Genomic DNA, 21,722 nt, shown 5'->3' with positions numbered 1-21,722 from the left:
CCACTCCGGTCTCACTCAGCCGCGTAGGAAAGGCCTGAAGCTTCGTCAGACGCCGTGCGCTCCATCCGCCGGATGGAAAAATGCATCCAGGCAAAGCAGGTGGCGACGATGACGAAGAGCAGCATGAAGCAGCTCGACCAGACGCCGGTGAGGTCGTTGAGCGCGCCGAAGACGATTGGCAGGATAAAGCCGCCGAGCCCGCCAATCATGCCGACAACGCCGCCGACCGCGCCGACACTCTGCGGATAGTAAGCCGGGATGTGCTTGTAGACGGCAGCCTTGCCAAGGCTCATGAAGAAGCCGAGCACACAGGCAACGGCTATGAAGGCGAGCGGGCCGACCTCGAAATGGAAGGCGATCGGCCCGCTGACACCGCGCACGACGTAGTCTGCCGAGGGGAGAGACAGAACGAGAGTCGCGGCGGCACTGACAGCGAAGGTCCAGTAGAGCACGGTGCGGGCGCCGATCCGGTCGGAAAGCACGCCGCCATAGGCGCGGAAAATACTTGCCGGAATTGAATAGGCCGCGCCGATCATACCGGCGGTCGCAAGCCCGAAGCCGTAGACGCCGATCAGGTAGCGGGGCAGCCATAGCGAGAGCGCCACGAATGCACCGAAGGCGAAGAAATAATAGAAGGCGAAGCGCCAGACCTGCAGGTTCTTGAGCGGCGCGAACTCCTGCCAGAAGCTTCTCGAGGGCGCGGCCTTGCCGGCGCGGCGCTCGCGGATGACCGGATCGTCGCCGGTCGTGAACCAGAAGACGGCGGCCATGACGACGAGTGCTGCCGCCCAGATCAGCGCGACCGACTGCCAGCCCCAGGAGAGAAGCACGAACGGTGCCAGGAACTTGGTGACCGCGGCGCCGACATTGCCGACACCGAAAATGCCAAGCGCCGTGCCCTGCTTGCCGGCCGGGAAGAAGCGCGAGACATAGGCGACACCGACGGCGAAGGAACCGCCAGCGAGCCCGACGCCCAGCGCAGCGACCAGCATCTGCCCGTAGGTGTGCGCAAAAGCGAGCAGAAAGGTCGCGACCGCCGCCGCAAGCATGGTCGCGGTGTATACCAGCCGTCCGCCAAAACGGTCGGTCCAGACACCGAGCACCATACGCACGAGCGAGCCGGTGAGGATCGGCGTGCCGACGAGCAGGCCGAACTCCGTCTCGTTCAGCCCCAGCTCCTGCTTTATGCGCACGCCGATGATTGAAAAGATCGTCCACACCGCGAAGCAGACGGTGAAGGCGATGGTGGACATGACAAGCGCCTGCCGGGGAGCACTGTCCTGGCTGGGCGCGGCTGGGAGATTTGCGGTCATTTTCTGGCTCCGGTTAGCGGCGTGGGAAGCACCGCCCTTGTGCTGTTCGTTCGCGACTGTCAGCGGCGCGGCATCGCCCGCAGCGCGCTGACGGCGAGAAAATCGCGGCGCGTGAAGTCCGCGAGGGACGCGCCAGTTCCGATCCGTTTCGTCATCGTCGTCTCCGGTTGGGCGCCGCTTGGGACCAGCGCCGTCGATTGCGTCAAAAACAAAAAAGCCGCCGGCCAGGTCTTCGCGTCCGGAGTTCCGGGAGCGGGTGTGGACCTGAGCGGCAGCTTTGCCTGTGGCGCCCGCCATTGGACGCCGTGTCACTTGGCCCTTGCGGACCTACATGTTGAAAAGCAGGAAGCGTGCCAATTCGACAGCGCTCTGAATTATCGAATGAAACCAATGTGAACCGCAGCCGCGCGACTTTTGACCAAGCTCGGCAGCGGATCAAAGATTAGTCAGAATGCCTTGCACAGCAGCATAATATTTGTGCAATGCGGTAGATTGCCCATTGCCGATGCAGATTGCCAATGATGATGACGAGTTTTCCGGTTATTGCCTTACTCCGCGGCTTCGACGAAGCGGTGGCGTTCGTAGAGGAATTTCAGCACCGCCTCGCGGCAGCGCAGGAAGGTGCGGTCGGAGGAAAGCTCGATGCGCCGACGCGGCCGGGCCAGCGGCACGGGAAGAACCTCGCCGATGGTGGCCGCCGGGCCGTTGGTCATCATGACGATGCGATCGGACAACAGCACCGCCTCGTCGACATCGTGGGTGATCATGACCGTCGTCGAGCCGAGCCTCGAATGGATATCCATCACCGCGTCCTGAAGATGGGCGCGCGTCAGCGCGTCGAGCGCGCCGAAGGGCTCGTCGAGCAGCAGGATCTTCGGCTCCATGGCCAGCGCCCGGGCGATGCCGACGCGCTGCTTCATGCCACCCGAAATCTCGGCCGGACGTTTGTCCTTGGCATGCGCCATCTGCACGAGATCGAGATTGCGCATGATCCATTCATGCCGCTGGGCCCGGCTCTTGCTCCGGCCAAAGACCTTCGTGACTGCCAAATTGATGTTCTCGTAGACGGTGAGCCAGGGCAGCAGCGAGTGATTCTGGAACACCACGGCGCGTTCCGGGCCAGGGCTGTCGACTTCCTTGTCCTCGAGCAGCACGGCGCCGGCCGAGACCTTGGTCAGGCCGGCGATCAGGTTGAGCAAGGTCGACTTGCCGCAGCCTGAATGGCCGATGATCGAGACGAATTCACCTTTGTCGATGGTCAGCCGGATGTCCTTCAGCACGTCGCTGACCTGGCTGCCGCGGGCGAAGGATTTGTCGATGTGGTCGAGTTTCAGATAGGCCGTCATCGTCCCTCTCCTCACTTTGCCGTTGTGCCGCGGGTGACGAAGACGCCGACCGCCGCGACCAGGCGGTCGAGGCAGAAGCCGGTGACGCCGATATAGGCGAGCGCGACGATGATGTCGGGCAGCCGCGATGAGTTCCACGCGTCCCAGATGAAGAAGCCGATGCCGACGCCGCCGGTCAGCATTTCGGCGGCGACGATGGCGAGCCAGGACAGACCGATGCCGATGCGCAGGCCGGTGAAAATGTAAGGTGCAGCTGCCGGCACCATGATCTTCACGAAGAATTCGAACTGGTTGAGCCTGAGGATGCGGGAGACGTTGCGGTAGTCCTCAGGGATGTTGCGGACGCCGACCGCGGTGTTGATGATGATGGGCCAGATCGAGGTGATGAAGATGACGAAGATCGCCGACGGGCTGGAATCGCGGAACGCGGCCAGCGACAGCGGCAGCCAGGCGAGCGGCGGCACCGTGCGCAGGATCTGGAACACCGGATCGAGGCCGCGCATCGCCCAGATCGACTGACCGACAAGCGCGCCGAGCGCAACGCCGACGATCGCCGCAAGGCCGAAGCCGACGGCGACGCGCTGCAGCGAGATCAGCACCCGCCAGGCGAGCCCGATATCCTGCGGGCCGTTGTCGAAGAACGGATGGGCGATCAGGTCATAGGCCTCGTTCCACACCTGGCTTGGCGGTGGCAGGCTGGCTGTGGGCGACGAACAGGCGACCTGCCAGACGACGAGCATGATGGTGATGACAATGACCGGCGGCACCAGCGTGCTGGCCAGCTTGCCGGCGATCGCGGCCGGGTCGAAGCGGCGCCGCGCCCTGGCGGTGAAAGCGATGACCTCGGCGGGCTTGGCCGGCGCGGGGAACGGCTTCACCTTGCTGTCCTCGATGGCTTGGATAGACATTTCTCGAAAACTCCTTGGCAGCACATGCACAACGGGCGGCGTTGCCAACGCACTGTCGCGCATCTATGTCGGGCTCAGGCCGACGCCTTGATCTTCAGGCTGTCGAGATAGGCCGACGGATTCTCCGGATCGAAGATCTTGCCGTCGAAGAAGGTTTCGGTGCCGCGCGACGAAGACGCCGGAATATCGGCCGCGGCGACACCAAGATCCTTGGCCGCCTCGCGCCACAGATCCTCACGGTTGACCTGGCCGACCAGTGCTTTGATGTCGGTGGTCGGCGCGAACTTGCCCCAGCGGATGTTCTCGGCGAGGAACCAGCTGTCGTGGCTCTTGAAGGGATAGGACACGCCGCCCTGCCAGAACTTCATGTAGAGATCGGTGCCGTTGGCGACGCGGCCATTGCCGTAGTTGATGTCGCCCTTGAGGCGGCCGATGATGTCGGCGGTCGGCACGTTCATCCACTGCCGCTTGCCGATGATGGCGGCCATCTCGTCCTTGTTTTCTTTTGCCTCGCACCATTGCTGGGCCTCCATGACGGCCATCAGGATCGCCTTGGTGGCGTTCGGATATTTGTCGATGAAGGCGGCGCGCAGGCCGAGCGCCTTTTCCGGATGGCCCTTCCACAGTTCGCCGGTGGTGGCCGCGGTGAAGCCGACGCCCTGATGGACGAGCTGCTCGTTCCATGGCTCGCCGACGCAGAACACGTCCATGTTGCCGACCTTCATGTTGGCGACCATCTGCGGCGGCGGCACGACGATGGTCGAGACATCCTTGTCGGGATCGATGCCGCCGGCAGCCAGCCAGTAGCGCAGCCAGAGGTCGTGCGTTCCGCCCGGGAAGGTCATGGCGGCCTTGACCTCCTTGCCCGCGGCCTTCTTGGCGGCGAAGGCTTCCTTCAGCTTTGAGGCATCGAGGCCAACGCCGGTGGCGGCATATTCCTGGGCGACGGAAATGCCCTGGCAGTCGTAGTTGAGCCGGGCCACGATCGCCATCGGCAGCGGCTGTTTGTTCTGCGTCACCTTGCCGGTGTGCATCAAATAGGGCATCGGCGTCAGGATATGGGCACCGTCAATGCCGTTGGCTTCGCCGCCGAGCACCAGATTGTCGCGCGTTGCGCCCCACGAGGCCTGCTTGAGCACCTCGACATCGGGCATGCCGAATTTCTCGAACAGGCCTTTTTCCTTGGCAATCATCAGCGGTGCCGCATCGGTCAGCGCAATGAAGCCGAGCTTGGCGCCGGTGACTTCCGGCGCGGCGGGTGCCGCATAGGCGCCGGAGGGCAGCAGCGCACGCGCCGCCGCCAGCGTTGCCGCGGTGGCCGCGCTGATCCTCAGGAAATCGCGGCGGCTGATCGCCGGTTGGGCGGAATGGCTATTGGTGCGTTTCGTCATCGTCATCTCCGGTTGGGCGCGGCTTGGGATCGGCGCCGTCGATTGCGTGTTCGACCAAAACAAAAAGCCGCCAGCCAGGCCGCGCGCGTCCGTCATCCGGGATCGCGTGTTGACCTGAGCGGCAGCTTTGCCTGTAGCGCCCGCCATTGGACGCGTATTCCGTGACCCCGAGAAGAGTCTGCCTATTGCAATGCAGGAACCGTGCCAGTTTCGGAATGGATGGCAAACATCAATGAGATCAATGACATACCACAATCGTCGGCGCGCCGGCCCGCTGGGCGCGCAAGCTAAGGATTGTTCATTAGCGCAGTTGCACGCACATTTTTTGTGCAGTGCACAAGAATGGCGCGGAAATGATCAGGCTTCGGCGCGCGCCAATTTCTGGCCGGCAATGTAGGCGTCGATCTCGTCGGGATCGAAGATCTGGCCATCGAAGAACCCGTCGGGACCGAGCACCAGGCTTGCCCCCGCCGAACCAACTGGAGTCGCGGCCTTCAGCGCGCCCTCGACCTTGGCATTAGCACCGGGAAGCGCCACGCCAAGCGGCTTCAACGCCGAGCGGTAGAGATCGGGGCGGTAGCAGTCGCGGGCAACAGCGAGGTTTTCCGGCGTGTGCGCGACATGCCCCCAGCGCACCATCTGCGTGTAGAACCACAGCGCATGGCTCTTCCACGGGAAGTTTGCCGCCTTGTCGAAGGGCAGAAAGAAGTCGCCGACGCTCAGTTCGGCGCCGCCGCCGAGCGCAAGATGACCGCTGAGGATTGGCATCTGCAGCGCTGGCGCCAGGCCGAGGAGGGCCGGCTGCGCCATCAGGGCCGTGAGTTCGCCGCGGTTTGCCGGATCCTGGCACCAGCGCGCCGCATGATGCAGCGCGCGCAGCAGGGCCGAAAGCGCGTCCGGCTGTTTTTCCGCCCATGCCTTGCGCACGCCGATGACTTTCTCCGGGCTGGTCTTCCAGATGGCCGCCTTGACCGTGGCGATATGGCCGGTGCCGGCGACGACAGAGGCGCTGTTCCAGGGTTCGCCGACGCAGTAGCCGTCGATCCTGCCGGCGGCGAGCGCGTCCGCCATGAAGGGGGGCGGCACGATGACGATTTCGATCTCATGCGACGGGTCGATGCCGCAGGCGGCGAGCCAGTAGCGCAGTTCGTAATTGTGCCCGGAGTGCGGATGGACGACGGCGAAGCGAAGCGGATCGCCGCCGGCATTCGCCCGTTTGCGGATCAGCGCCCCCAACGCCCTGCCGGCCCGCGCCGGATCGAGGTCGGGTCGGGCGCCGTGCGCGGCCATGCCCGCCCAGACCGCGTTCGAAACCGTGACGCAATTCCCGCCAAGGCCGAGCGAGAACGGCACGACCGTGTCGGAGGCGAGCGGCGTCAGCCCCAGATTGCAGGCGATCGGCATCGGCCCCAGCATATGCGCGAGATCGAAATGGCCGATGGCGATGCGGTCACGGATGTTGGCCCAGGATGTTTCCCGGTTGAGCGTCAGATCGATGCCTTCGCGCAGCGCGAAGCCGATTTCCTTTGCCGCAACGAGGACAGCGCTGTCGAAGAGCGGCATGAAGCCAGCATTGATCCGGTGCTCGGCCGCCATCGTCAACTCTCCTCGGGATCCAGAAGGCCTGCCGCCGTCACCAGGCTCTGGGCGATTTCGCCGATCTTGCGGTTCTGGTTCATGGCGGTCTTGCGCAGCAGCGTATAGGCCGCGTCCTCCGACAAGCCGCGCGACTTCATCAATATGCCCTTGGCGCGATCGATCACCTTGCGGCTTTCCAATTCGCTGCGGGCCTCCTCCAGTTCGCGCGCCATGCGCGAAAACGCGTTAAAGCGGCTGATCGCCATGTCGAGGATCGGCTTGACCCGCTCCTGGCGCAGGCCGTCGACGACATAGGCCGACACCCCGGCTTCCACCGCGGCTTCGATCGAAGCCTGGTCCGAGCGGTCGACGAACATGGCGATCGGCCGCTTCACCACGCGCGAAAGCTGGAACATGTTTTCGAGCATGTCGCGGTTTGGATTTTCGAGATCGATGACGATCACGTCGGGTTCGATCTCGGCGATCCGCCGCGCTATGCCGGTGACGTCATGGATGACCGTGACCTGCTGATGCCCGGCCTCCCGCAGTCCTGCTTCGATTATCGAAGCGCGGATGTGGTTTTCATCGATCACCAGGACAGTGAGGGATTTGCGGATCATGCCGCATTTTGCGCAGGCGAGGCGATTGTGCAATGCGGTATGGCGAGATTCACGGAAACAAAGCCGGCGTCCAGGCGCCGCCTGAGGCTTTAGATGCAACGGCCGCAGCGACCAACTTGATGCCGCGGGCGCCGGCACCAGCCTTCACCTTGAGCCGCACCGGCTTTGACCGCCTTCTCTATGCCGTCGGCGACAACGAGGCGGATCGCCAGGGAAGCGAGGCAAGCGAGGGAAGGCAGCGTCAAGTTCGAGCCAGAGATTAAGAAGAACGGAGCCATCGCCGCATAGGCGTCTGCCTCCGTGGGTATGGACGGATTCACTCATGCGCAATATGGATGGGGAGGCCTGCCGTGGCGTTCACATTTTCGCCGCGTCGCTAAGGCAGGTGACGATCGTTCAATGACGCTACGCAGGGCGGGTTGCCGCCCGCAGAAGTGTCGATATCAGGGGATCTGGTCGATGACCGACAACAAGCCAGACGTTACCAAGGATTGGCAAGCGACGCAGGGCCAGAAGTCCTCCGCCACGCGTCTTCGCCTTTTCGCCGCACTCTCGTGGATCGTCGCCATTGGCGGCGAGATCTACGGGGTTATTCTGCTTCGCCAGAACAAGTTCGACCAGGGACACTTGCCGCTGATCATCGGCCTTCTGGTCGGCATCGCGATTTTTGCAATCGCCGGCAACTTGCTGTGGAAGGCGGCCAACAGGCACGATCCGGCCCGTGCATCCGACGCGGCCAGGTTCTTCTTCCAAAACCAGCTCGGCGCAATCATCACGCTGATTGCCTTCCTTCCGCTGGTTTTCCTGATCCTCACCGACAAAAACATGGATCCGCAAACCAAGAAGGTTGCCGGCGGCCTCGGCGCTGCGCTGGCCGTGCTCGCGACGGTCATGGGGATCAGTTTCAAACCCCCGTCGATCGAACAGTACACCCAGGATATGAACGCATGCGCAGCCCAGATCAAGTCGGGGCAGCCCACCACCGCCTGTTCGCCCGACGTCGCCGCTCAGGCGCAGGCGATCGCGACGGACACCGCCGCGGTGGCGGCGGCGACGCGGGACGCGAGCCACCCCGCCGGTCAGGATGTCGTCTACTGGATCGCGCCCGAAAACGGAGCCGCGAAGTCCACCGAGCCGCATGTTTTCCACCTCTGCGCAGGCGTGAGTCCGCTGAAGGACAAGACCGTGAATAGTGGCTCCGTGACGGAGGCCTACGCACAGAACGCCGTCCGCATCACGAAGCAGATCGATATGGAACAGAAGCAGTGCGGGTTCACCCCCACAACCAGCACCAACTGAACCCGCCTGCGCTCGATCCCGTCCAGCCGTTGGTCTTGTCGAGAGGGATGGCGCGCAAGCGCAGGCTCAGTATTGACCCGCCGAAGCAACGCTAAATACCGGGATCGCCCGGCTGGCCATTATTGTCCAGCTGCAAACTTATCCGCGGCGGGCAATGACTGGGCGTCCTTACGCACGGCAGCTTCCGGCCTGAGCGCTTCGAATGGAGAATGACGTTAATGCGGCGCAAAGCAGACTTCACCCCGGCCTGATCCAGCGGCGCTTTCTCAGTGCGCCTGCCCCGCCGCTTCACCCCGCCAAGCTCCCCTGCTCCGCCTCCTCGGCATTCGGATCGCCCGGCGCCGTCGCCCAGGCCAGTTCCACCAGGGTCACCGTCCGCCGTCCGCCCCCGTCAAGCTGACACACGATCAGCCTCTGCTCCTCGATATAGGTCAGCAGGCGCCGTGCGCGGCGTAGCGAGTGCGAGCCGTAGGCACGGGCGATCGCGGCATCGCTTGGGCAGGGCCAGCCCTCCTTGGCGGCGCGGGCGATCATCATGAACACGCCTTGCATGTCCTCGGGCAGCAGCGAGGCGCGCGCCGAGACGTCCTGCCAGGCGTCGTTGCCTGCCATGTCGGAGCCGAGCCCGGCGCGGGCGCGGGTCAGCATGCGGCGAAACTCCGGCAGGTCCGGCACGACCGCGGCGAGGCCCTCGATGCGGCAGCGGACCACGAACTCCTGATAGAGCACGCCGATGACGCGGAAGCCGGCATCGGGTTGCGCCAAGAGGCGGCTGATGGTGTCGGGACTGCGAGCAGCGCGGCATTCGCGGTCGGCTACGAAAGCGGGATGCCGAAGAGGCGAGAGAGGCAGAACCTTGGCCGCAGCATGAGCAGGCCGTGAGCAGCGATGAAGCCGGCAAAGGTCATCCTCAGGAGGCTAAGCGGTCGGCCGGAAATAGCCGATGTCGCGCTTGCCTTGCCGGGAAATATACCGACCGTCAGGTCCCTCCATAGCGCCAATCATCGCGCACGTCCTCCCGATCAGCGCGAAAATCAGCGTGGAGCGATCTCTGCGACGAGATCGTTCGTCGTCTTGACCCCAGCCATGAAGCCGGCGGCATTGAATTCGTTCATGACGAAGAAAGCGCCGACGCCGCGTGTCGGTGCAATCGCAACATAGAGAAACATCCCTTGCAGGCCGCCGCTCTTCTGGAGGATGAGCGGGCGATGCTCGTTAGGGAGCATGATGACCCATCCGAGACCCATGGCGTCCATCGGCCCGCCGTCATCCAGCCCCATCACCGACGCGAGCCCGTCCCGGTACAAAAAAGCCGCGTGGTTCAAAAGGCGCAACTCGGCGTCGGCCGCGGAAGGCTTGTTGTCGACATGCCAGTTCATCCAGCGCAGCAGGTCGTCCGCGGTCGAGTACAATCCACCGGCGCACTCCATGGCTGTGCTCGTCGGCACGATTGGCATGGGGCTGCCGTCGAAGTTATGGCCCTGCATCAGGCGCGGCTCGTCCTCCGGTCTTGGGTTGAAAACCGTGTCTTTCATGCCGAGGGGATCGAGGACACGCTCTCGAAGGACCTCGGCATAAGGCTTTCCAGAGACATTAGCGAGCGCCGCTCCGAGGAGGTCGTATCCGAAGTTCGAATAGAGAACGGCGGTGCCCGGCGCGAACAGCAGCGGATTGTCCTTGAGGGCGGCAATCTGCGCCTCTTTGGTGTTCGTAGAGAAAGGGTCTGAGGGGGGCGCCTCGGCCACTGGCACCTCCCGCGGAAGGCCGGAAGCTTGCGCGACGAGATCGATCAGGCGGAGGGCGCGGCCGTCCTTCTCCGGGAGCGTGACGTCCCAGCCAAGGCGATCCTGCAGCCGGTCGGTGAGTTGTACCTTGCCGTCGATCGCCAGCGAGGAAAGCACACCGCCGCAGAACACTTTGCTCACGGACGCGATGCGGAACATTGTGTCGCCGTCGGGCACTTTTTCACTCCCGTCGGCAATCTTGCCGAAACCGGCCAAGGCCGTCTCGCCGTTGCGCACGGCGCCGAAGATCAGGCCAGGCACCTTGGTGGAGAGATACAGGATCGTACCGTTGAACTGCACCGCTTCCGTCAGCAGCTTGTCCTCGGCATGTCCATAAGAGGGAAGCGTGACGGCTGCGATTGCCGTCAAAGCGATGGCCATAAGTCGGCGCGATCGAGACAAACGCATTGCCAAAATCCTTTGATAAAGCTGCAGAATAAAATCTTCGGAAAAAGGGCCGCCGCGTAGTATCTTACCATCTCTCCAGAAGCAGGAGATGTCAACAGAATGAACCGAAGGGGTAATCGGCGGAGGTAGCGTAGGTTCGGCGGATATTTGCGCTACAGTCCTGCCGTATTTCTTGTCTTCGTCAGTTGATCGCGGCTGATCTCTTCATTGGCAAACCGACCCGCTGGTAATTTAGAAGATATGTAAAGCGCCGTCGGCAAGAGGGAGTGCTGTAGCGTCGAACAACTTACAATAGCGGATCTGCGTCGCGCCAATCGTCGTCGTATGATGAAGACCGCGCTCGCCCGCCGCCTCACCCCACCGCACTCCGCTGCTCCGCCTCCACCGCATTCGGATCGCCCGGCGCCGTCGCCCAGGCCAGCTCCACGAGCGTCACCGTCCGCCGTCCGCCCCCGTCAAGCTGACACACGATCAGCCTCTGCTCCTCGATATAGGTCAGCAGGCGCCGTGCGCGGCGTAGCGAGTGCGAGCCGTAGGCGCGGGCGATCGCGGCGTCGCTCGGGCAGGGCCAGCCTTCCTTCGCCGCGCGGGCGATCATCATGAAGACGCCTTGCATGTCCTCGGGCAGCAGCGAGGCGCGCGCCGAGACGTCCTGCCAGGCATCGTCGCCTATCATGTCGGAGCCGAGCCCGGCGCGGGCGCGCGTCAGCATGCGGCGGAACTCCGGCAGGTCCGGCACGACCGAGGCGAGGCCCTCGATGCGGCAGCGGACCACGAACTCCTGATAGAGCACGCCGATGACGCGGAACCCCGCATCAGGCTGCGCCAGCACGGCGCGCAGGACCCGGTCGACGCGCTCCCGCCGCTCCGCCAGATCCTCGGCGCTGATCGGCGGTTCCACCGGTTCGGGGCGGATTTCCAGCGCCGCCGACTTTGCCGCCATCAGCTGATCGAGCAGGTCCGGCGACGACCGGCGCTGGGGCCGGACAGTTTCGGGCGGCGGGGCCGCTAGGATGATGGCGCGCGCGTCCTCCAGTGCCGATTCCGGCAGCGGCATCAGGCGCGGGGTCGCATTGCGCGGACTTGTATCGGTCGGGCCGATGCGCAAGCCGAGCGGACGGCGCGACAGCGCCGGGCCGAGCGCCATGAATTGCCCGCGCTCGAGGTCGCGAAAGGCCTCCGCCTGGCGCCGCTCCATGCCGAGAAGGTCGGCGGCGCGCGCCATGTCGATATCGAGAAAAGTCCGGCCCATGAGGAAATTGGAAGCCTCGGCGGCCACGTTCTTGGCGAGCTTGGCCAGCCGCTGGGTGGCGATGATGCCGGCAAGCCCGCGTTTGCGGCCACGGCACATCAGGTTTGTCATGGCGCCGAGCGAGAGTTTGCGCGCCTCGTCCGAAACCTCGCCCGCGACTGCCGGCGCGAACAGCTGCGCCTCGTCCACCACCACCAGCATCGGGTACCAGTGGTCGCGGGCGACTTCGAACAGTCCGCCGAGGAAGGCGGCGGCGCGCCGCATCTGGTTCTCGGCGTCGAGCCCCTCGAGATTGAGCACCGTGGAGACGCGATGGATGCGCGCCCGCTCGCCGGCGCTCTGCAGGCCGCGCTCGGTATGCTCCTCGGCATCGATCACCAGATGGCCGAAACGGTCGCCAAGCGTGACGAAGTCGCCTTCGGGATCGATGATGGTCTGCTGTACCCAGGGCGCACTCTGCTCCAAGAGCCGGCGCAGCAGATGGGATTTGCCGGAACCCGAATTGCCCTGCACCAGAAGCCGCGTCGCCAGCAGTTCCTCAAGATCCAGCGCCGCCGGGGCGCCCGCGCTCGTCTGGCCCATCTCGATCGCAACGGTCATGTCCGACTCTCCTTGGGGAGAGGGCTTATCAACCGCATCACAGCCCGTCGAGCGCGCCATGGCCGGCGCTCCGTGTTGCGCACAGGCTGGATGCTGCTAGGGTCAAAGATACGAAACGTACCGTTTCGATTCGAGACTGCCGCTAAGGGGTGGATTCCTGTCCTTGGCATCGGCAACCGGATCAAACCGATCGCCCAAAGCCTTCATTGACGCGATGGAGATCGAGCGGCCGAAGCCGGTTTTTTGCGGACATTTGCCCGCTCCTCCAGGTCTCGCCAGAAGCCAAGCACTGTCGCCACGATCGCTTCCGGCGCGTCCTCCTGCATAAGATGCTTCGCGTTCGGCACGACATGGAAGGAAGCACTCGAAATGCGGCGCGCGAGCTCGCGACCGTCATCGATGGGAATCCACTGGTCGTCCTCGCCCCACAGGATGGCAACGGGGCAACGAATCTCGCCGTAGCGCCACTCGACCTCTTGCGAGTATTTGTCATCCATCTGAGCGACCTGGCGCCAGAAAGCTTTTTGACCTTCGGCTCCCAGCCACGGCGCGAGGTAGAGCGCCATCTCTTCCTCGCGCAGCGCATTCGCTACGGCGGCGCCGATGTAGGCGCGCAGGATTGCTTCATGAATGTAGTGCGGAAGGCCGGAAAAGACCGCCTCGTGTTTCTTGGCGGCCTGAACAAGTGGTGAGCCTTGCGGGCTGATTGCGACCGGATCGATCAGCACCAGCGACCGATAGTCGAGCCCATTGAGCAAATGACCGCGTAACGCTGTTGAGCCGCCGAAATCATGCGCGACGACATCGGGGGCACGCAGGCCCCAATGATCGTAAAGGGCCGCGAAAAGCTCGTTCTGAATGCCACGAGACACGTCGCTATCGGGTTTATCAGATCGACCATAGCCGAGCATGTCGAAGCAATAGATTCGCCTCTGTTGGCCGAGCAAAGGCGCAATTCTACGCCATGCCGACGATGAGAAAGGCGTGCCATGCAGCAATACCGCGGGTGAGCCCTCGCCCATCGCGCCCCAGGCGATCGAGTTCCCTTGAAAGGTGAAGCGTTCAGGAAGAGGCCAGTCCGCTGTCGCCATCAGTCTCTCCTCCGATCCTAGCGCAGCCAGAGACCTACCCAACGGCAACCCATGGATCAGGTTCCAATGGTCCGCCTTTCACCGGCTGGCCTGCTTGGCCCTCGGCGATCCGGCGCGCGCAGCCGCTGCAAGAATGCTCTCCATCAGGTCCTTTTCGCGCAGGGGTTTGCCGAGCAGCGGCACGTCGGGGGGCCGGTCGGCGATCGCGTCGGCGTCGGCATATCCGGTTATCATCACCGCCGGCCAATCGGACCGCAGATTGCGGGCGAACCGGATGACCTCGAGCCCCGAGACGAGCGGCATGGCAAAATCGGTGACGATGACATCGAAATCGTACGGCGCCCGCTCGATCATCGCCAGCGCTTCCGCACCGCCCCCGGCGCAGGTAACCGCAAAGCCATGTTGGCGAAGCGATTGCGCCGTCAGTTCCCGCAGTACATTGCTGTCGTCAATCAGCAGGACCGACGGATAGTCCTCGCCGGCATTCACGACGGTGTTGTCGGCATCGGACTTGTCGGCGATTTCCACCGGGCGCTCGATTGAACGCGGCAGCCAGAGCTGGACGGATGTTCCACTGCCGACGGTGCTCTCAATGCGGAGCGTGCCGCCCGATTGCTTGACGAAGCCATGCACCGTGCTCAGACCGAGGCCAGTGCCCTTGCCGACCGGTTTTGTGGTGAAGAACGGTTCGACGACCTTGGCGAGAATGTCGGCCGGTATGCCCGACCCCGTATCCTTGACGGTGACCACGACATAGTCGCCCGCCGAAATATCCTCGGCTGCACTGCCTAGCGTTCGATTTTGCGCCTCCACGATTATCCTGCCGCCGGACGGCATGGCATCGCGCGCGTTGAAGACCAGGTTCATCAGCGCCAGCTCCAGCTGGCTGGCATCGACATGCGCCGGCCACACCGTGTCGTCGACAAGCCAATCGAAACGGATCAGGCCTCCCAGGACCGGGGCCACCAACCCGTTCATGGTGTCGCCGAGCGCGGCGAGGCGCACGGCCTGCGGCCTCAGTGTCTGGCGGCGCGAGAACGCAAGCATGCGGTTGACGAGCTCGGCGCCTTGTTTTGCCGACCGGCGTGTCAGTTCCAGAACCTGCCTGGCCTGTCCGTCGAACTCGGCGTGGCGCTCGAGCAATCCCAATCCGCTGAGAATGGCGGCAAGCAGATTGTTGAAATCATGCGCCAGGCCGCCGGTAAGCTTGCCGATCGCGTCGAGGCGCTGCGATTGCAGCAGCTGGTTCTCAAGCTCGCGCCGCTCGGTAACGTCCAGCAATGTGCCGAGGATCTCGGGCCTCTGGCCATCGGAACCGTTCGACAGGACGCCCTGGTCGAGGAAAATCCGGTAATTGCCGTCGGCGCATTGCCAGCGGAATTCGCAGGTGTAGGAGCCGATGGCCTTGGCTGCGAGCAGGGCTTGCCTCACTCTCGGCAGATCGTCGGGATGAACCCGGCTTAGGCCGAAGCCTGGATCGGAGGTCAGCCGTTCGGCAGGAAAGCCGGTCAAGCGTTCGACCCCTTCGGTGACAAAGCTGGCGCCGAACGGCGGCTCCGCCGCCCTTGCGTGGAAGCAGACCGGAAGAGAGCTCAAAATGGCATGCTGCCGCTCCTGGGCGCTACGCAGCGCCCGCTCGGCCTCGAGTTTTTCCTGCTGCGCCTGCAGTGCCTGGGCCAGCAGCCGTTGCTCGGCAGCCGCCTTTTGCTGGATTTCGAGCGTCTTCTCATGAAGTTCGACGAACACGGCTACCTTGGAACGCAGCATGGCCGGGTCGAAGGGCTTGAACACGTAATCCACCGCGCCGGCGTCATAGCCGCGCAGCATGTGGGCGTCTTCCTTGTTGATGGCGGTGAGAAAGATTATCGGCGTTCGCCTGGATTGCTCGCGCTGGCGAATCAATCCAGCGGTCTCGTAGCCGTCCAGCCGAGGCATCAGCACATCCAGCAGGATGACTGCGAAATCCTCTTTCAGCAGAGCGCGCAGCGCCTCTTCGCCCGACTGCACGCAGACGACTTCGCCGACAGGGGCCAGAACCTCGCCGATCGCCAGCAGATTGCGCTCGTCGTCATCCACGGCCAGGATGCGCGCCTTTGCCGGCCCTGTCGCCGGGGCCATAACCTCCAGCTTCCTCGCTCCGTTTCTCGACAGTTTCTGCATCGAGCGGCCGTCAGTTCACTGCCATGAGCGTCTTTTCCGGACGATGGACACGGGATCGCGAGCGGCCGATCCAGACACGCAGCAAGGCCAGCAGCAGGTCGAGGTCGACCGGCTTGGCGATATAGTCAGAGGCGCCGGCGTCGAGGCACTTCTGCCGGTCGCCCTTCATTGCCTTGGCGGTAACCGAGATCAACGGGATATGGGCGATTGCCGGCATGCCGCGGATCTGCCGCATCGTCTCGTAGCCGTCCATCTCCGGCATCATGATATCGATCAATGCGGCGTCGATATCCGGGCTCTGCTCCAGAAGCGCAATACCTTCCCTACCGCGCTCCGCGTGCAGCACCTGGATGTCATAGGTCTCAAGAACGCTGGTGAGCGAATAGATGTTGCGGATGTCGTCGTCGACGATGAGGACCTTTGCGCCGGCGAGGTCGAATTTATCCGGCTGTTCGGCTGCCGAACTGTCGTGGCCTCGCCCCGGGAGCGTTGCGGATATCAGGAGAGCCAGCTGCGCGAAATTCTCCGCCCGCGGAACGTCCGCCAATGCCGGATGCAAGGCGAGCGACTGTTGCAGCGCTTCCGGATGCGGCGCGAAGAACAACAGTCGCGACACGGACTGCCCGAACAGGACGGCAATCTCATCCAGCATCTGGGCGTTGTCCTTGGCCGAGCGGCCAAGGCCGAGCACAACGGCATCATAGCCGGCGATGCCGATGTCGTCGGCATTCGCCGCGACGCGGCCGATCGCGGTGACCGAGGTGACGCCGTCGCGGATCGCCTCGATCAACGAGAGACGGCGCTCGGGATCGGTATCGGCAATCAGAACGCGGCGCTGGACGCGGAGCTTTCTGGAGTGAATGTCCTGGAAGACCTTCATCAGTTCGTCCGCCGACACGGGCTTGGTTGAAATGGTGGATGCGCCCTTGCGGGCAAGCACCTCGATATCTTCGGCACCCGAGATGACATGGACGGGAATGTCCTTGGTTTTCGGGTCATGGCGAAGCAGATCGAACAACACCCAGCCGTCGATATCTGATAGTCCGAGATCCAGCGTGATCGCATCGGGAACCAGCTTGCGGGCCAAAGCCAGCGTGCCAGAGCCCGCGGTCGACAGGACGCCCTTCAGCCCGGCCGAACGCGCCAGGCCGAGCAGCAAACCGCCAAAGGTCGGGTCGTCCTCGACGATCAGCACGACCCTATCTTCCGGTGAGATCGTATCGCGATCATCGAGCAATTCGGAAGATGGCGGGCTCGGCTGCGCCGTCGATGCGGCCACTTCGGTCGCCGGCAGCAACGCCGATTGCGTTGCCAAGGCCATCCGAGGTCCGTCGAACGGGATGACCAGCGTGAACGTCGAACCCGTGCCCGGCGTGCTCTCGACCCGCAATTCGCCGCCGATCAGCCGGGCGATCTCCCGGCTGATCGAGAGCCCAAGCCCGGTGCCGCCATATTTGCGACTGGTGGTGCCGTCGGCCTGCTGGAAGGCCTCGAAAATCAGCTTCTGCTTGTCTTGCGGAATACCGATGCCCGTATCGGTAACCGCGATCGCGAGCGCTTCCATCGGTTGCACCGAGCCGTTGTGACGGCCAGTCTTTTCGGCCCGGAAATTCAAGCTGACTTCGCCTTCGGAGGTGAATTTGAACGCGTTCGACAAAAGGTTGAGCACGATCTGCTGCAAGCGCTTCTCGTCGGTGCGGACCGTCTCCGGAAGCTCGGGGTCGACATTGATGGTGAAGCCAAGTCCCTTGTCGGTCGCCAGTTGCCGGAAGGTTCGCTCCATATGCTGGCGAAGATGCACCACCGGCATGTCGTTGATGTCGATCGAGACGGTGCCCGATTCGATCTTCGACAGATCGAGGATATCGTTGATGAGGCTCAGAAGGTCGGTGCCGGCCGAGTTGATGGTGCGCGCGAACTCGACCTGCTTGTCGTTGAGATTGCCTTGCTGGTTGGTTGCGAGCAGGTTTGAAAGGATGAGCAGCGAGTTCAGCGGCGTACGCAGTTCGTGGCTCATATTGGCGAGGAATTCCGACTTGTATTTCGAGGTAAGCGCCAGCTGCTCGGCCTTCTCCTCCAGCGCACGGCGCGCCATCTCGATTTCGAGGTTCTTGTTCTCCACCTGCTTCTTTTCGTTCTCGAGCAACTGCGCCTTTTCCTGCAGCTCCTCGTTGGTGGCGTGCAGCTCTTCCTGCTTTTTGGTCAGCTCGGTCTGACGCGCCTGCAGCTCCGAAGTCAGCAGCTGCGACTGCTTGAGCAGGCCTTCGGTGCGCATGGTGGCGGCGATGGTGTTGAGAACGATGCCGACGGATTCCATCAGTTGGTTCAGGAACGACTGGTGCGTGTCGCGGAATTCGCTGAACGAGGCGAGTTCGATGACGGCCTTCACCTCGTCTTCGAACAGAGCCGGAAGAATGATCACGTTCGCTGGCGCGGCATTGCCAAGGCCGGACGTGACACGCAGGAAATTGGGCGGCACATTGTCCAGCATGATGGCGCGCTTGTCGGCGGCACTTTGCCCGACAAGGCCTTCGCGCAGATCGAGGCGTTGCTTGATCTCCGCCTTGCTTTCGGCGCCATAGGAGGCGGCGAGTTCCAGATAGAATTCATCCTCGTCGCGGTTGGTCACGTAGAACACGCCATATTGCGCATTCACCAGCGGGGCGAGTTCGGACATGATGAGACGCGAGACCGTGGCCAGGTCGCGCTCGCCCTGCAGCATGCGCGAGAACCGGGCGAGATTGGTCTTCAGCCAGTCCTGCTCGGCATTCTTCAGCGTCTGGTCCTTCAGATTGCGGATCATCTCGTTGATGTTGTCCTTCAGCGCCGCGACCTCGCCGGAGGCCTGGACGCTGATCGAGCGGGTCAAATCGCCCTTGGTCACCGCCGTCGACACCTCGGCAATCGCGCGCACCTGCGTGGTCAGATTGGCGGCGAGCTGATTGACGTTGTCGGTCAGGTCGCGCCAAAGGCCGGCAGCGCCAGGCACACGGGCTTGGCCGCCGAGCTTGCCTTCGATGCCCACTTCGCGGGCGACGTTGGTCACCTGGTCGGCGAAGGTCGCAAGCGTCTCGATCATGCCGTTGATGGTGTCGGCGAGCGAGGCGATCTCGCCCTTGGCATCGACCGTCAGCTTGCGCTTGAGATTGCCTTGCGCGACCGCGGTCACGACATCGGCGATGCCGCGCACCTGGTTGGTCAGGTTCGTCGCCATCAGATTGACGTTGTCGGTCAGGTCCTTCCAGGTGCCGGCGACGCCCTCCACCCGTGCCTGGCCGCCAAGTTTGCCCTCGGTGCCGACCTCGCGGGCGACACGCGTCACTTCGCCGGCAAAGGAGTTCAACTGGTCGACCATGGTGTTGATGGTCGATTTCAGCTCCAGGATCTCGCCCTTGACGTCGACGGTGATCTTCTTCGACAGGTCGCCGCGCGCCACTGCGGTGGTGACCTCGGCGATGTTGCGAACCTGGCCAGTCAGGTTCTCGGCCATCGAATTCACATTGTCGGTCAGATCTTTCCAGGTGCCGGCAACGCCGCGCACCTGCGCCTGGCCGCCGAGCTTGCCCTCGGTGCCGACCTCGCGCGCCACGCGCGTCACTTCCGAGGCAAAGGAATTCAGCTGGTCGACCATCGTATTGATGGTGTCCTTCAGCTCGAGGATCTCGCCGCGCACGTCGACCGTGATCTTCTTCGACAGATCGCCAAGCGCCACCGCAGTCGTCACCTCGGCGATGTTGCGCACCTGCCCGGTCAGGTTGGCGGCCATCGCATTGACGTTGTCGGTCAGGTCCTTCCAGGTGCCGGCAACGCCGCGCACCTGCGCCTGGCCGCCGAGCTTGCCGTCGGAACCGACTTCGCGCGCCACGCGCGTCACCTCGGAGGCGAAGGAATTCAGCTGGTCGACCATCGTGTTGATGACGTCCTTGATCTGCAGGATCTCGCCCAATGCATCGACCGTGATCTTCTGGGTGAGGTCGCCGGTCGCAATTGCCGTCGCCACCTTGGACACGTCGCGCAACTGCACGGTCAGATTGCCGGCCATGGCATTGACGTTGTCGGTCAAATCTTTCCAGGTGCCGCCGACACCCTCGACATGCGCCTGGCCGCCGAGCTTGCCTTCCGATCCCACTTCGCGCGCCACACGCGTCACTTCGGAGGCGAAGGAGTTGAGCTGGTCGACCATCGTGTTGACGGTGTCCTTGAGCTCCAGGATTTCGCCCTTGACGTCGACGGTGATCTTCTTCGACAGGTCGCCGCGGGCCACGGCGGTCGTCACCTCGGCAATGTTGCGCACCTGGCCGGTCAGGTTGGCGGCCATCAGGTTGACGTTGTCGGTCAGATCCTTCCAGGTGCCGCCGACGCCCTTCACCTCGGCCTGGCCGCCGAGCTTGCCTTCGGTGCCGACCTCGCGCGCCACACGCGTCACTTCCGAGGCGAAGGAGTTCAATTGGTCGACCATCGTGTTGATGGTGTCCTTGAGCTCGAGGATTTCGCCTTGCACGGCGACGGTGATCTTCTTCGACAAGTCGCCCGAAGCAACCGCGGTCGTCACCTCGGCGATGTTGCGGACCTGGCCGGTCAGGTTCTCGGCCATCGAATTGACGTTGTCGGTCAAGTCCTTCCAGGTGCCGGCAACGCCGCGCACCTGCGCCTGGCCGCCGAGCTTGCCCTCGGTGCCGACTTCGCGGGCGACGCGCGTCACTTCGCCGGCAAATGAGTTCAGCTGGTCGACCATGGTGTTGATGGTTGATTTCAGCTCGAGGATCTCGCCCTTGACGTCGACCGTGATCTTCTTCGACAGGTCGCCAAGCGCCACAGCAGTGGTCACCTCGGCGATATTGCGCACCTGGCCGGTCAGGTTCTCTGCCATCAGGTTGACGTTGTCGGTCAGGTCCTTCCAGGTGCCGCCGACACCTTCGACGCGCGCCTGGCCGCCGAGCTTGCCTTCTGTACCGACCTCGCGCGCAACGCGCGTCACTTCCGAGGCGAAGGAATTGAGCTGGTCGACCATCGTGTTGATGGTGTTCTTGAGCTCGAGGATTTCGCCCTTCACATCGACGGTGATCTTCTTCGACAGGTCGCCGGAAGCGACGGCGGTCGTCACCTCGGCGATGTTGCGCACCTGCCCGGTCAGGTTCGTCGCCATGGCGTTGACGTTGTCGGTCAGGTCCTTCCAGGTCCCGGCCACACCTTTCACGCGGGCCTGGCCGCCGAGCTTGCCTTCGGTGCCGACCTCGCGCGCCACGCGCGTCACCTCCGAGGCGAAGGAGGCCAGTTGCCCGACCATGGTGTTGACGATCTTGCCGATGCGCAGGAATTCGCCGCGCAACTGCCGGCCGTCGATTTCGACCATCATCGTCTGCGACAGGTCGCCTTTGGCGACCGCGCCGATGACGCGCGCCACTTCGGCCGTCGGCTGAACCATGTCCTCGATCAGATCGTTGACGGAACGGACGCTCGATTCCCAACTGCCGGTAGCGTTGCGGACACGGCCGCGTTCGCCGATCCGGCCATCCTTGCCGACGACCTTGCTGAGGCGTTCGAACTCGCGCGTGACCTGATCGTTGAGTTCTACGATTTCGTTGAAGGTGTCGGCGATCTCGGAATCGAGGCCGGTGTAGACACTATCGATGCGAACGGAGAAATCACCGCTCCGAAAAGCCTTCAGCGCGTTCAGTATTTGACGGTGGTCCAATTGCCTTGTGGATGCAAGCACGCTCACAGCGCCCCTCCCAGCTCACGGATTTCTTGAATGTCCTGGTGAAACTGTCCCCTGCGGCCGACACAACTCCCCGCAAGCGCAACAACGCGGTATGTTCGATTTGGTTCCAAAGGAAGTTGCCGCTATGCGGCAGAAATTTCGCCGCCGCATTTCATGAAACGACGAGCAACAAAGATCCATAGTATTGTATCGATCACTATTTCTGTCGAACGGAACATCTCGGAAAAACTCTCGTTGGTACAGATCGCGA

The 21,722-nt window shown here is 63.3% G+C and carries 13 protein-coding genes and 1 pseudogene; 2 read left to right on the top strand and 12 right to left on the bottom strand.

Features of this window, described 5'->3' with window-relative positions:
• Nucleotides 1–11: 11 nt before the first annotated feature.
• Nucleotides 12–1,313 (bottom strand): MFS transporter, encoded by a 1,302-nt coding sequence (locus tag NKG95_RS24480; protein ID WP_352483961.1) that lies wholly within the window; start codon nt 1,311–1,313, stop codon nt 12–14.
• A gap of 21 nt (nt 1,314–1,334) precedes the next feature.
• Here NKG95_RS24480 and NKG95_RS24475 point away from each other — a divergent pair, with 21 nt between their 5' ends.
• Nucleotides 1,335–1,709: a hypothetical protein gene (locus NKG95_RS24475; protein WP_353042774.1), complete on the top strand. Its 375-nt coding sequence runs from the start codon at nt 1,335–1,337 to the stop codon at nt 1,707–1,709.
• A gap of 152 nt (nt 1,710–1,861) precedes the next feature.
• On the opposite strand, the gene NKG95_RS24470 is transcribed toward NKG95_RS24475, so the two are convergent.
• From NKG95_RS24470 to NKG95_RS24450, 5 genes are all read right to left on the bottom strand, one after another.
• Entirely contained in the window at nt 1,862–2,659 is a 798-nt protein-coding gene (locus NKG95_RS24470; protein WP_023718003.1) for an ABC transporter ATP-binding protein, read from the bottom strand.
• Between the two features lie 11 nt (nt 2,660–2,670).
• On the bottom strand, nt 2,671–3,567 hold the full coding sequence (gene ntrB, locus NKG95_RS24465) for a nitrate ABC transporter permease (protein WP_352483959.1): 897 nt from the start codon (nt 3,565–3,567) through the stop codon (nt 2,671–2,673).
• A 74-nt stretch (nt 3,568–3,641) separates the two neighbouring features.
• The gene (locus NKG95_RS24460; protein WP_352717849.1) at nt 3,642–4,958 is read right to left on the bottom strand and encodes a CmpA/NrtA family ABC transporter substrate-binding protein; all 1,317 of its coding nucleotides are present in this window, start codon (nt 4,956–4,958) and stop codon (nt 3,642–3,644) included.
• A gap of 357 nt (nt 4,959–5,315) precedes the next feature.
• Nucleotides 5,316–6,554, bottom strand: coding sequence for a CmpA/NrtA family ABC transporter substrate-binding protein (locus tag NKG95_RS24455; RefSeq protein ID WP_352483957.1), 1,239 nt, complete (start codon nt 6,552–6,554; stop codon nt 5,316–5,318).
• A gap of 2 nt (nt 6,555–6,556) precedes the next feature.
• Complete coding sequence (locus NKG95_RS24450) at nt 6,557–7,156, bottom strand: ANTAR domain-containing response regulator (RefSeq protein ID WP_352548924.1); 600 nt, start codon at nt 7,154–7,156, stop codon at nt 6,557–6,559.
• A 459-nt stretch (nt 7,157–7,615) separates the two neighbouring features.
• On the opposite strand from NKG95_RS24450, the gene NKG95_RS24445 reads away from it, so the two are divergent.
• The gene (locus NKG95_RS24445) at nt 7,616–8,455 is read left to right on the top strand and encodes a hypothetical protein (RefSeq protein ID WP_353042773.1); all 840 of its coding nucleotides are present in this window, start codon (nt 7,616–7,618) and stop codon (nt 8,453–8,455) included.
• Nucleotides 8,456–8,743: 288 nt separating this feature from the next.
• On the opposite strand, the pseudogene NKG95_RS24440 reads toward NKG95_RS24445, so the two are convergent.
• The 6 genes and pseudogenes from NKG95_RS24440 to NKG95_RS24415 all read right to left on the bottom strand — a co-directional run.
• Nucleotides 8,744–9,220: pseudogene (locus NKG95_RS24440) on the bottom strand (ATP-binding protein); the annotation flags it as partial.
• Between the two features lie 269 nt (nt 9,221–9,489).
• The gene (gene ampH, locus NKG95_RS24435; RefSeq protein ID WP_352847805.1) at nt 9,490–10,620 is read right to left on the bottom strand and encodes a D-alanyl-D-alanine-carboxypeptidase/endopeptidase AmpH; all 1,131 of its coding nucleotides are present in this window, start codon (nt 10,618–10,620) and stop codon (nt 9,490–9,492) included.
• A gap of 379 nt (nt 10,621–10,999) precedes the next feature.
• The gene (locus tag NKG95_RS24430) at nt 11,000–12,499 is read right to left on the bottom strand and encodes a helicase HerA domain-containing protein (protein WP_352495732.1); all 1,500 of its coding nucleotides are present in this window, start codon (nt 12,497–12,499) and stop codon (nt 11,000–11,002) included.
• Between the two features lie 203 nt (nt 12,500–12,702).
• Nucleotides 12,703–13,590, bottom strand: coding sequence for an alpha/beta fold hydrolase (locus tag NKG95_RS24425; protein WP_352640724.1), 888 nt, complete (start codon nt 13,588–13,590; stop codon nt 12,703–12,705).
• A 78-nt stretch (nt 13,591–13,668) separates the two neighbouring features.
• Nucleotides 13,669–15,708, bottom strand: coding sequence for a PAS domain-containing hybrid sensor histidine kinase/response regulator (locus NKG95_RS24420; protein WP_353042772.1), 2,040 nt, complete (start codon nt 15,706–15,708; stop codon nt 13,669–13,671).
• A 52-nt stretch (nt 15,709–15,760) separates the two neighbouring features.
• Nucleotides 15,761–21,466, bottom strand: coding sequence for a HAMP domain-containing protein (locus tag NKG95_RS24415; RefSeq protein WP_353042807.1), 5,706 nt, complete (start codon nt 21,464–21,466; stop codon nt 15,761–15,763).
• Between the last annotated feature and the right edge of the window lie 256 nt (nt 21,467–21,722).

This window comes from Mesorhizobium sp. M1423 (assembly GCF_040317575.1).
GTDB lineage: Bacteria > Pseudomonadota > Alphaproteobacteria > Rhizobiales > Rhizobiaceae > Mesorhizobium.
This window is presented reverse-complemented; position numbering and strand designations above follow the sequence as displayed.

Excerpts from the sequence above, each read along its gene's own strand:
- NKG95_RS24480 (WP_352483961.1), bottom strand. The coding sequence starts at position 1,313 with ATGACCGCAAATCTCCCAGCCGCGCCCAGCCAGGACAGTGCTCCCCGG.
- NKG95_RS24470 (WP_023718003.1), bottom strand. The coding sequence starts at position 2,659 with ATGACGGCCTATCTGAAACTCGACCACATCGACAAATCCTTCGCCCGC.
- ntrB (WP_352483959.1), bottom strand. The coding sequence starts at position 3,567 with ATGTCTATCCAAGCCATCGAGGACAGCAAGGTGAAGCCGTTCCCCGCG.
- NKG95_RS24460 (WP_352717849.1), bottom strand. The coding sequence starts at position 4,958 with ATGACGAAACGCACCAATAGCCATTCCGCCCAACCGGCGATCAGCCGC.
- NKG95_RS24455 (WP_352483957.1), bottom strand. The coding sequence starts at position 6,554 with ATGGCGGCCGAGCACCGGATCAATGCTGGCTTCATGCCGCTCTTCGAC.
- NKG95_RS24450 (WP_352548924.1), bottom strand. The coding sequence starts at position 7,156 with ATGATCCGCAAATCCCTCACTGTCCTGGTGATCGATGAAAACCACATC.
- NKG95_RS24445 (WP_353042773.1), top strand. The coding sequence starts at position 7,616 with ATGACCGACAACAAGCCAGACGTTACCAAGGATTGGCAAGCGACGCAG.
- ampH (WP_352847805.1), bottom strand. The coding sequence starts at position 10,620 with ATGGCCATCGCTTTGACGGCAATCGCAGCCGTCACGCTTCCCTCTTAT.
- NKG95_RS24430 (WP_352495732.1), bottom strand. The coding sequence starts at position 12,499 with ATGACCGTTGCGATCGAGATGGGCCAGACGAGCGCGGGCGCCCCGGCG.
- NKG95_RS24425 (WP_352640724.1), bottom strand. The coding sequence starts at position 13,590 with ATGGCGACAGCGGACTGGCCTCTTCCTGAACGCTTCACCTTTCAAGGG.
- NKG95_RS24420 (WP_353042772.1), bottom strand. The coding sequence starts at position 15,708 with ATGGCCCCGGCGACAGGGCCGGCAAAGGCGCGCATCCTGGCCGTGGAT.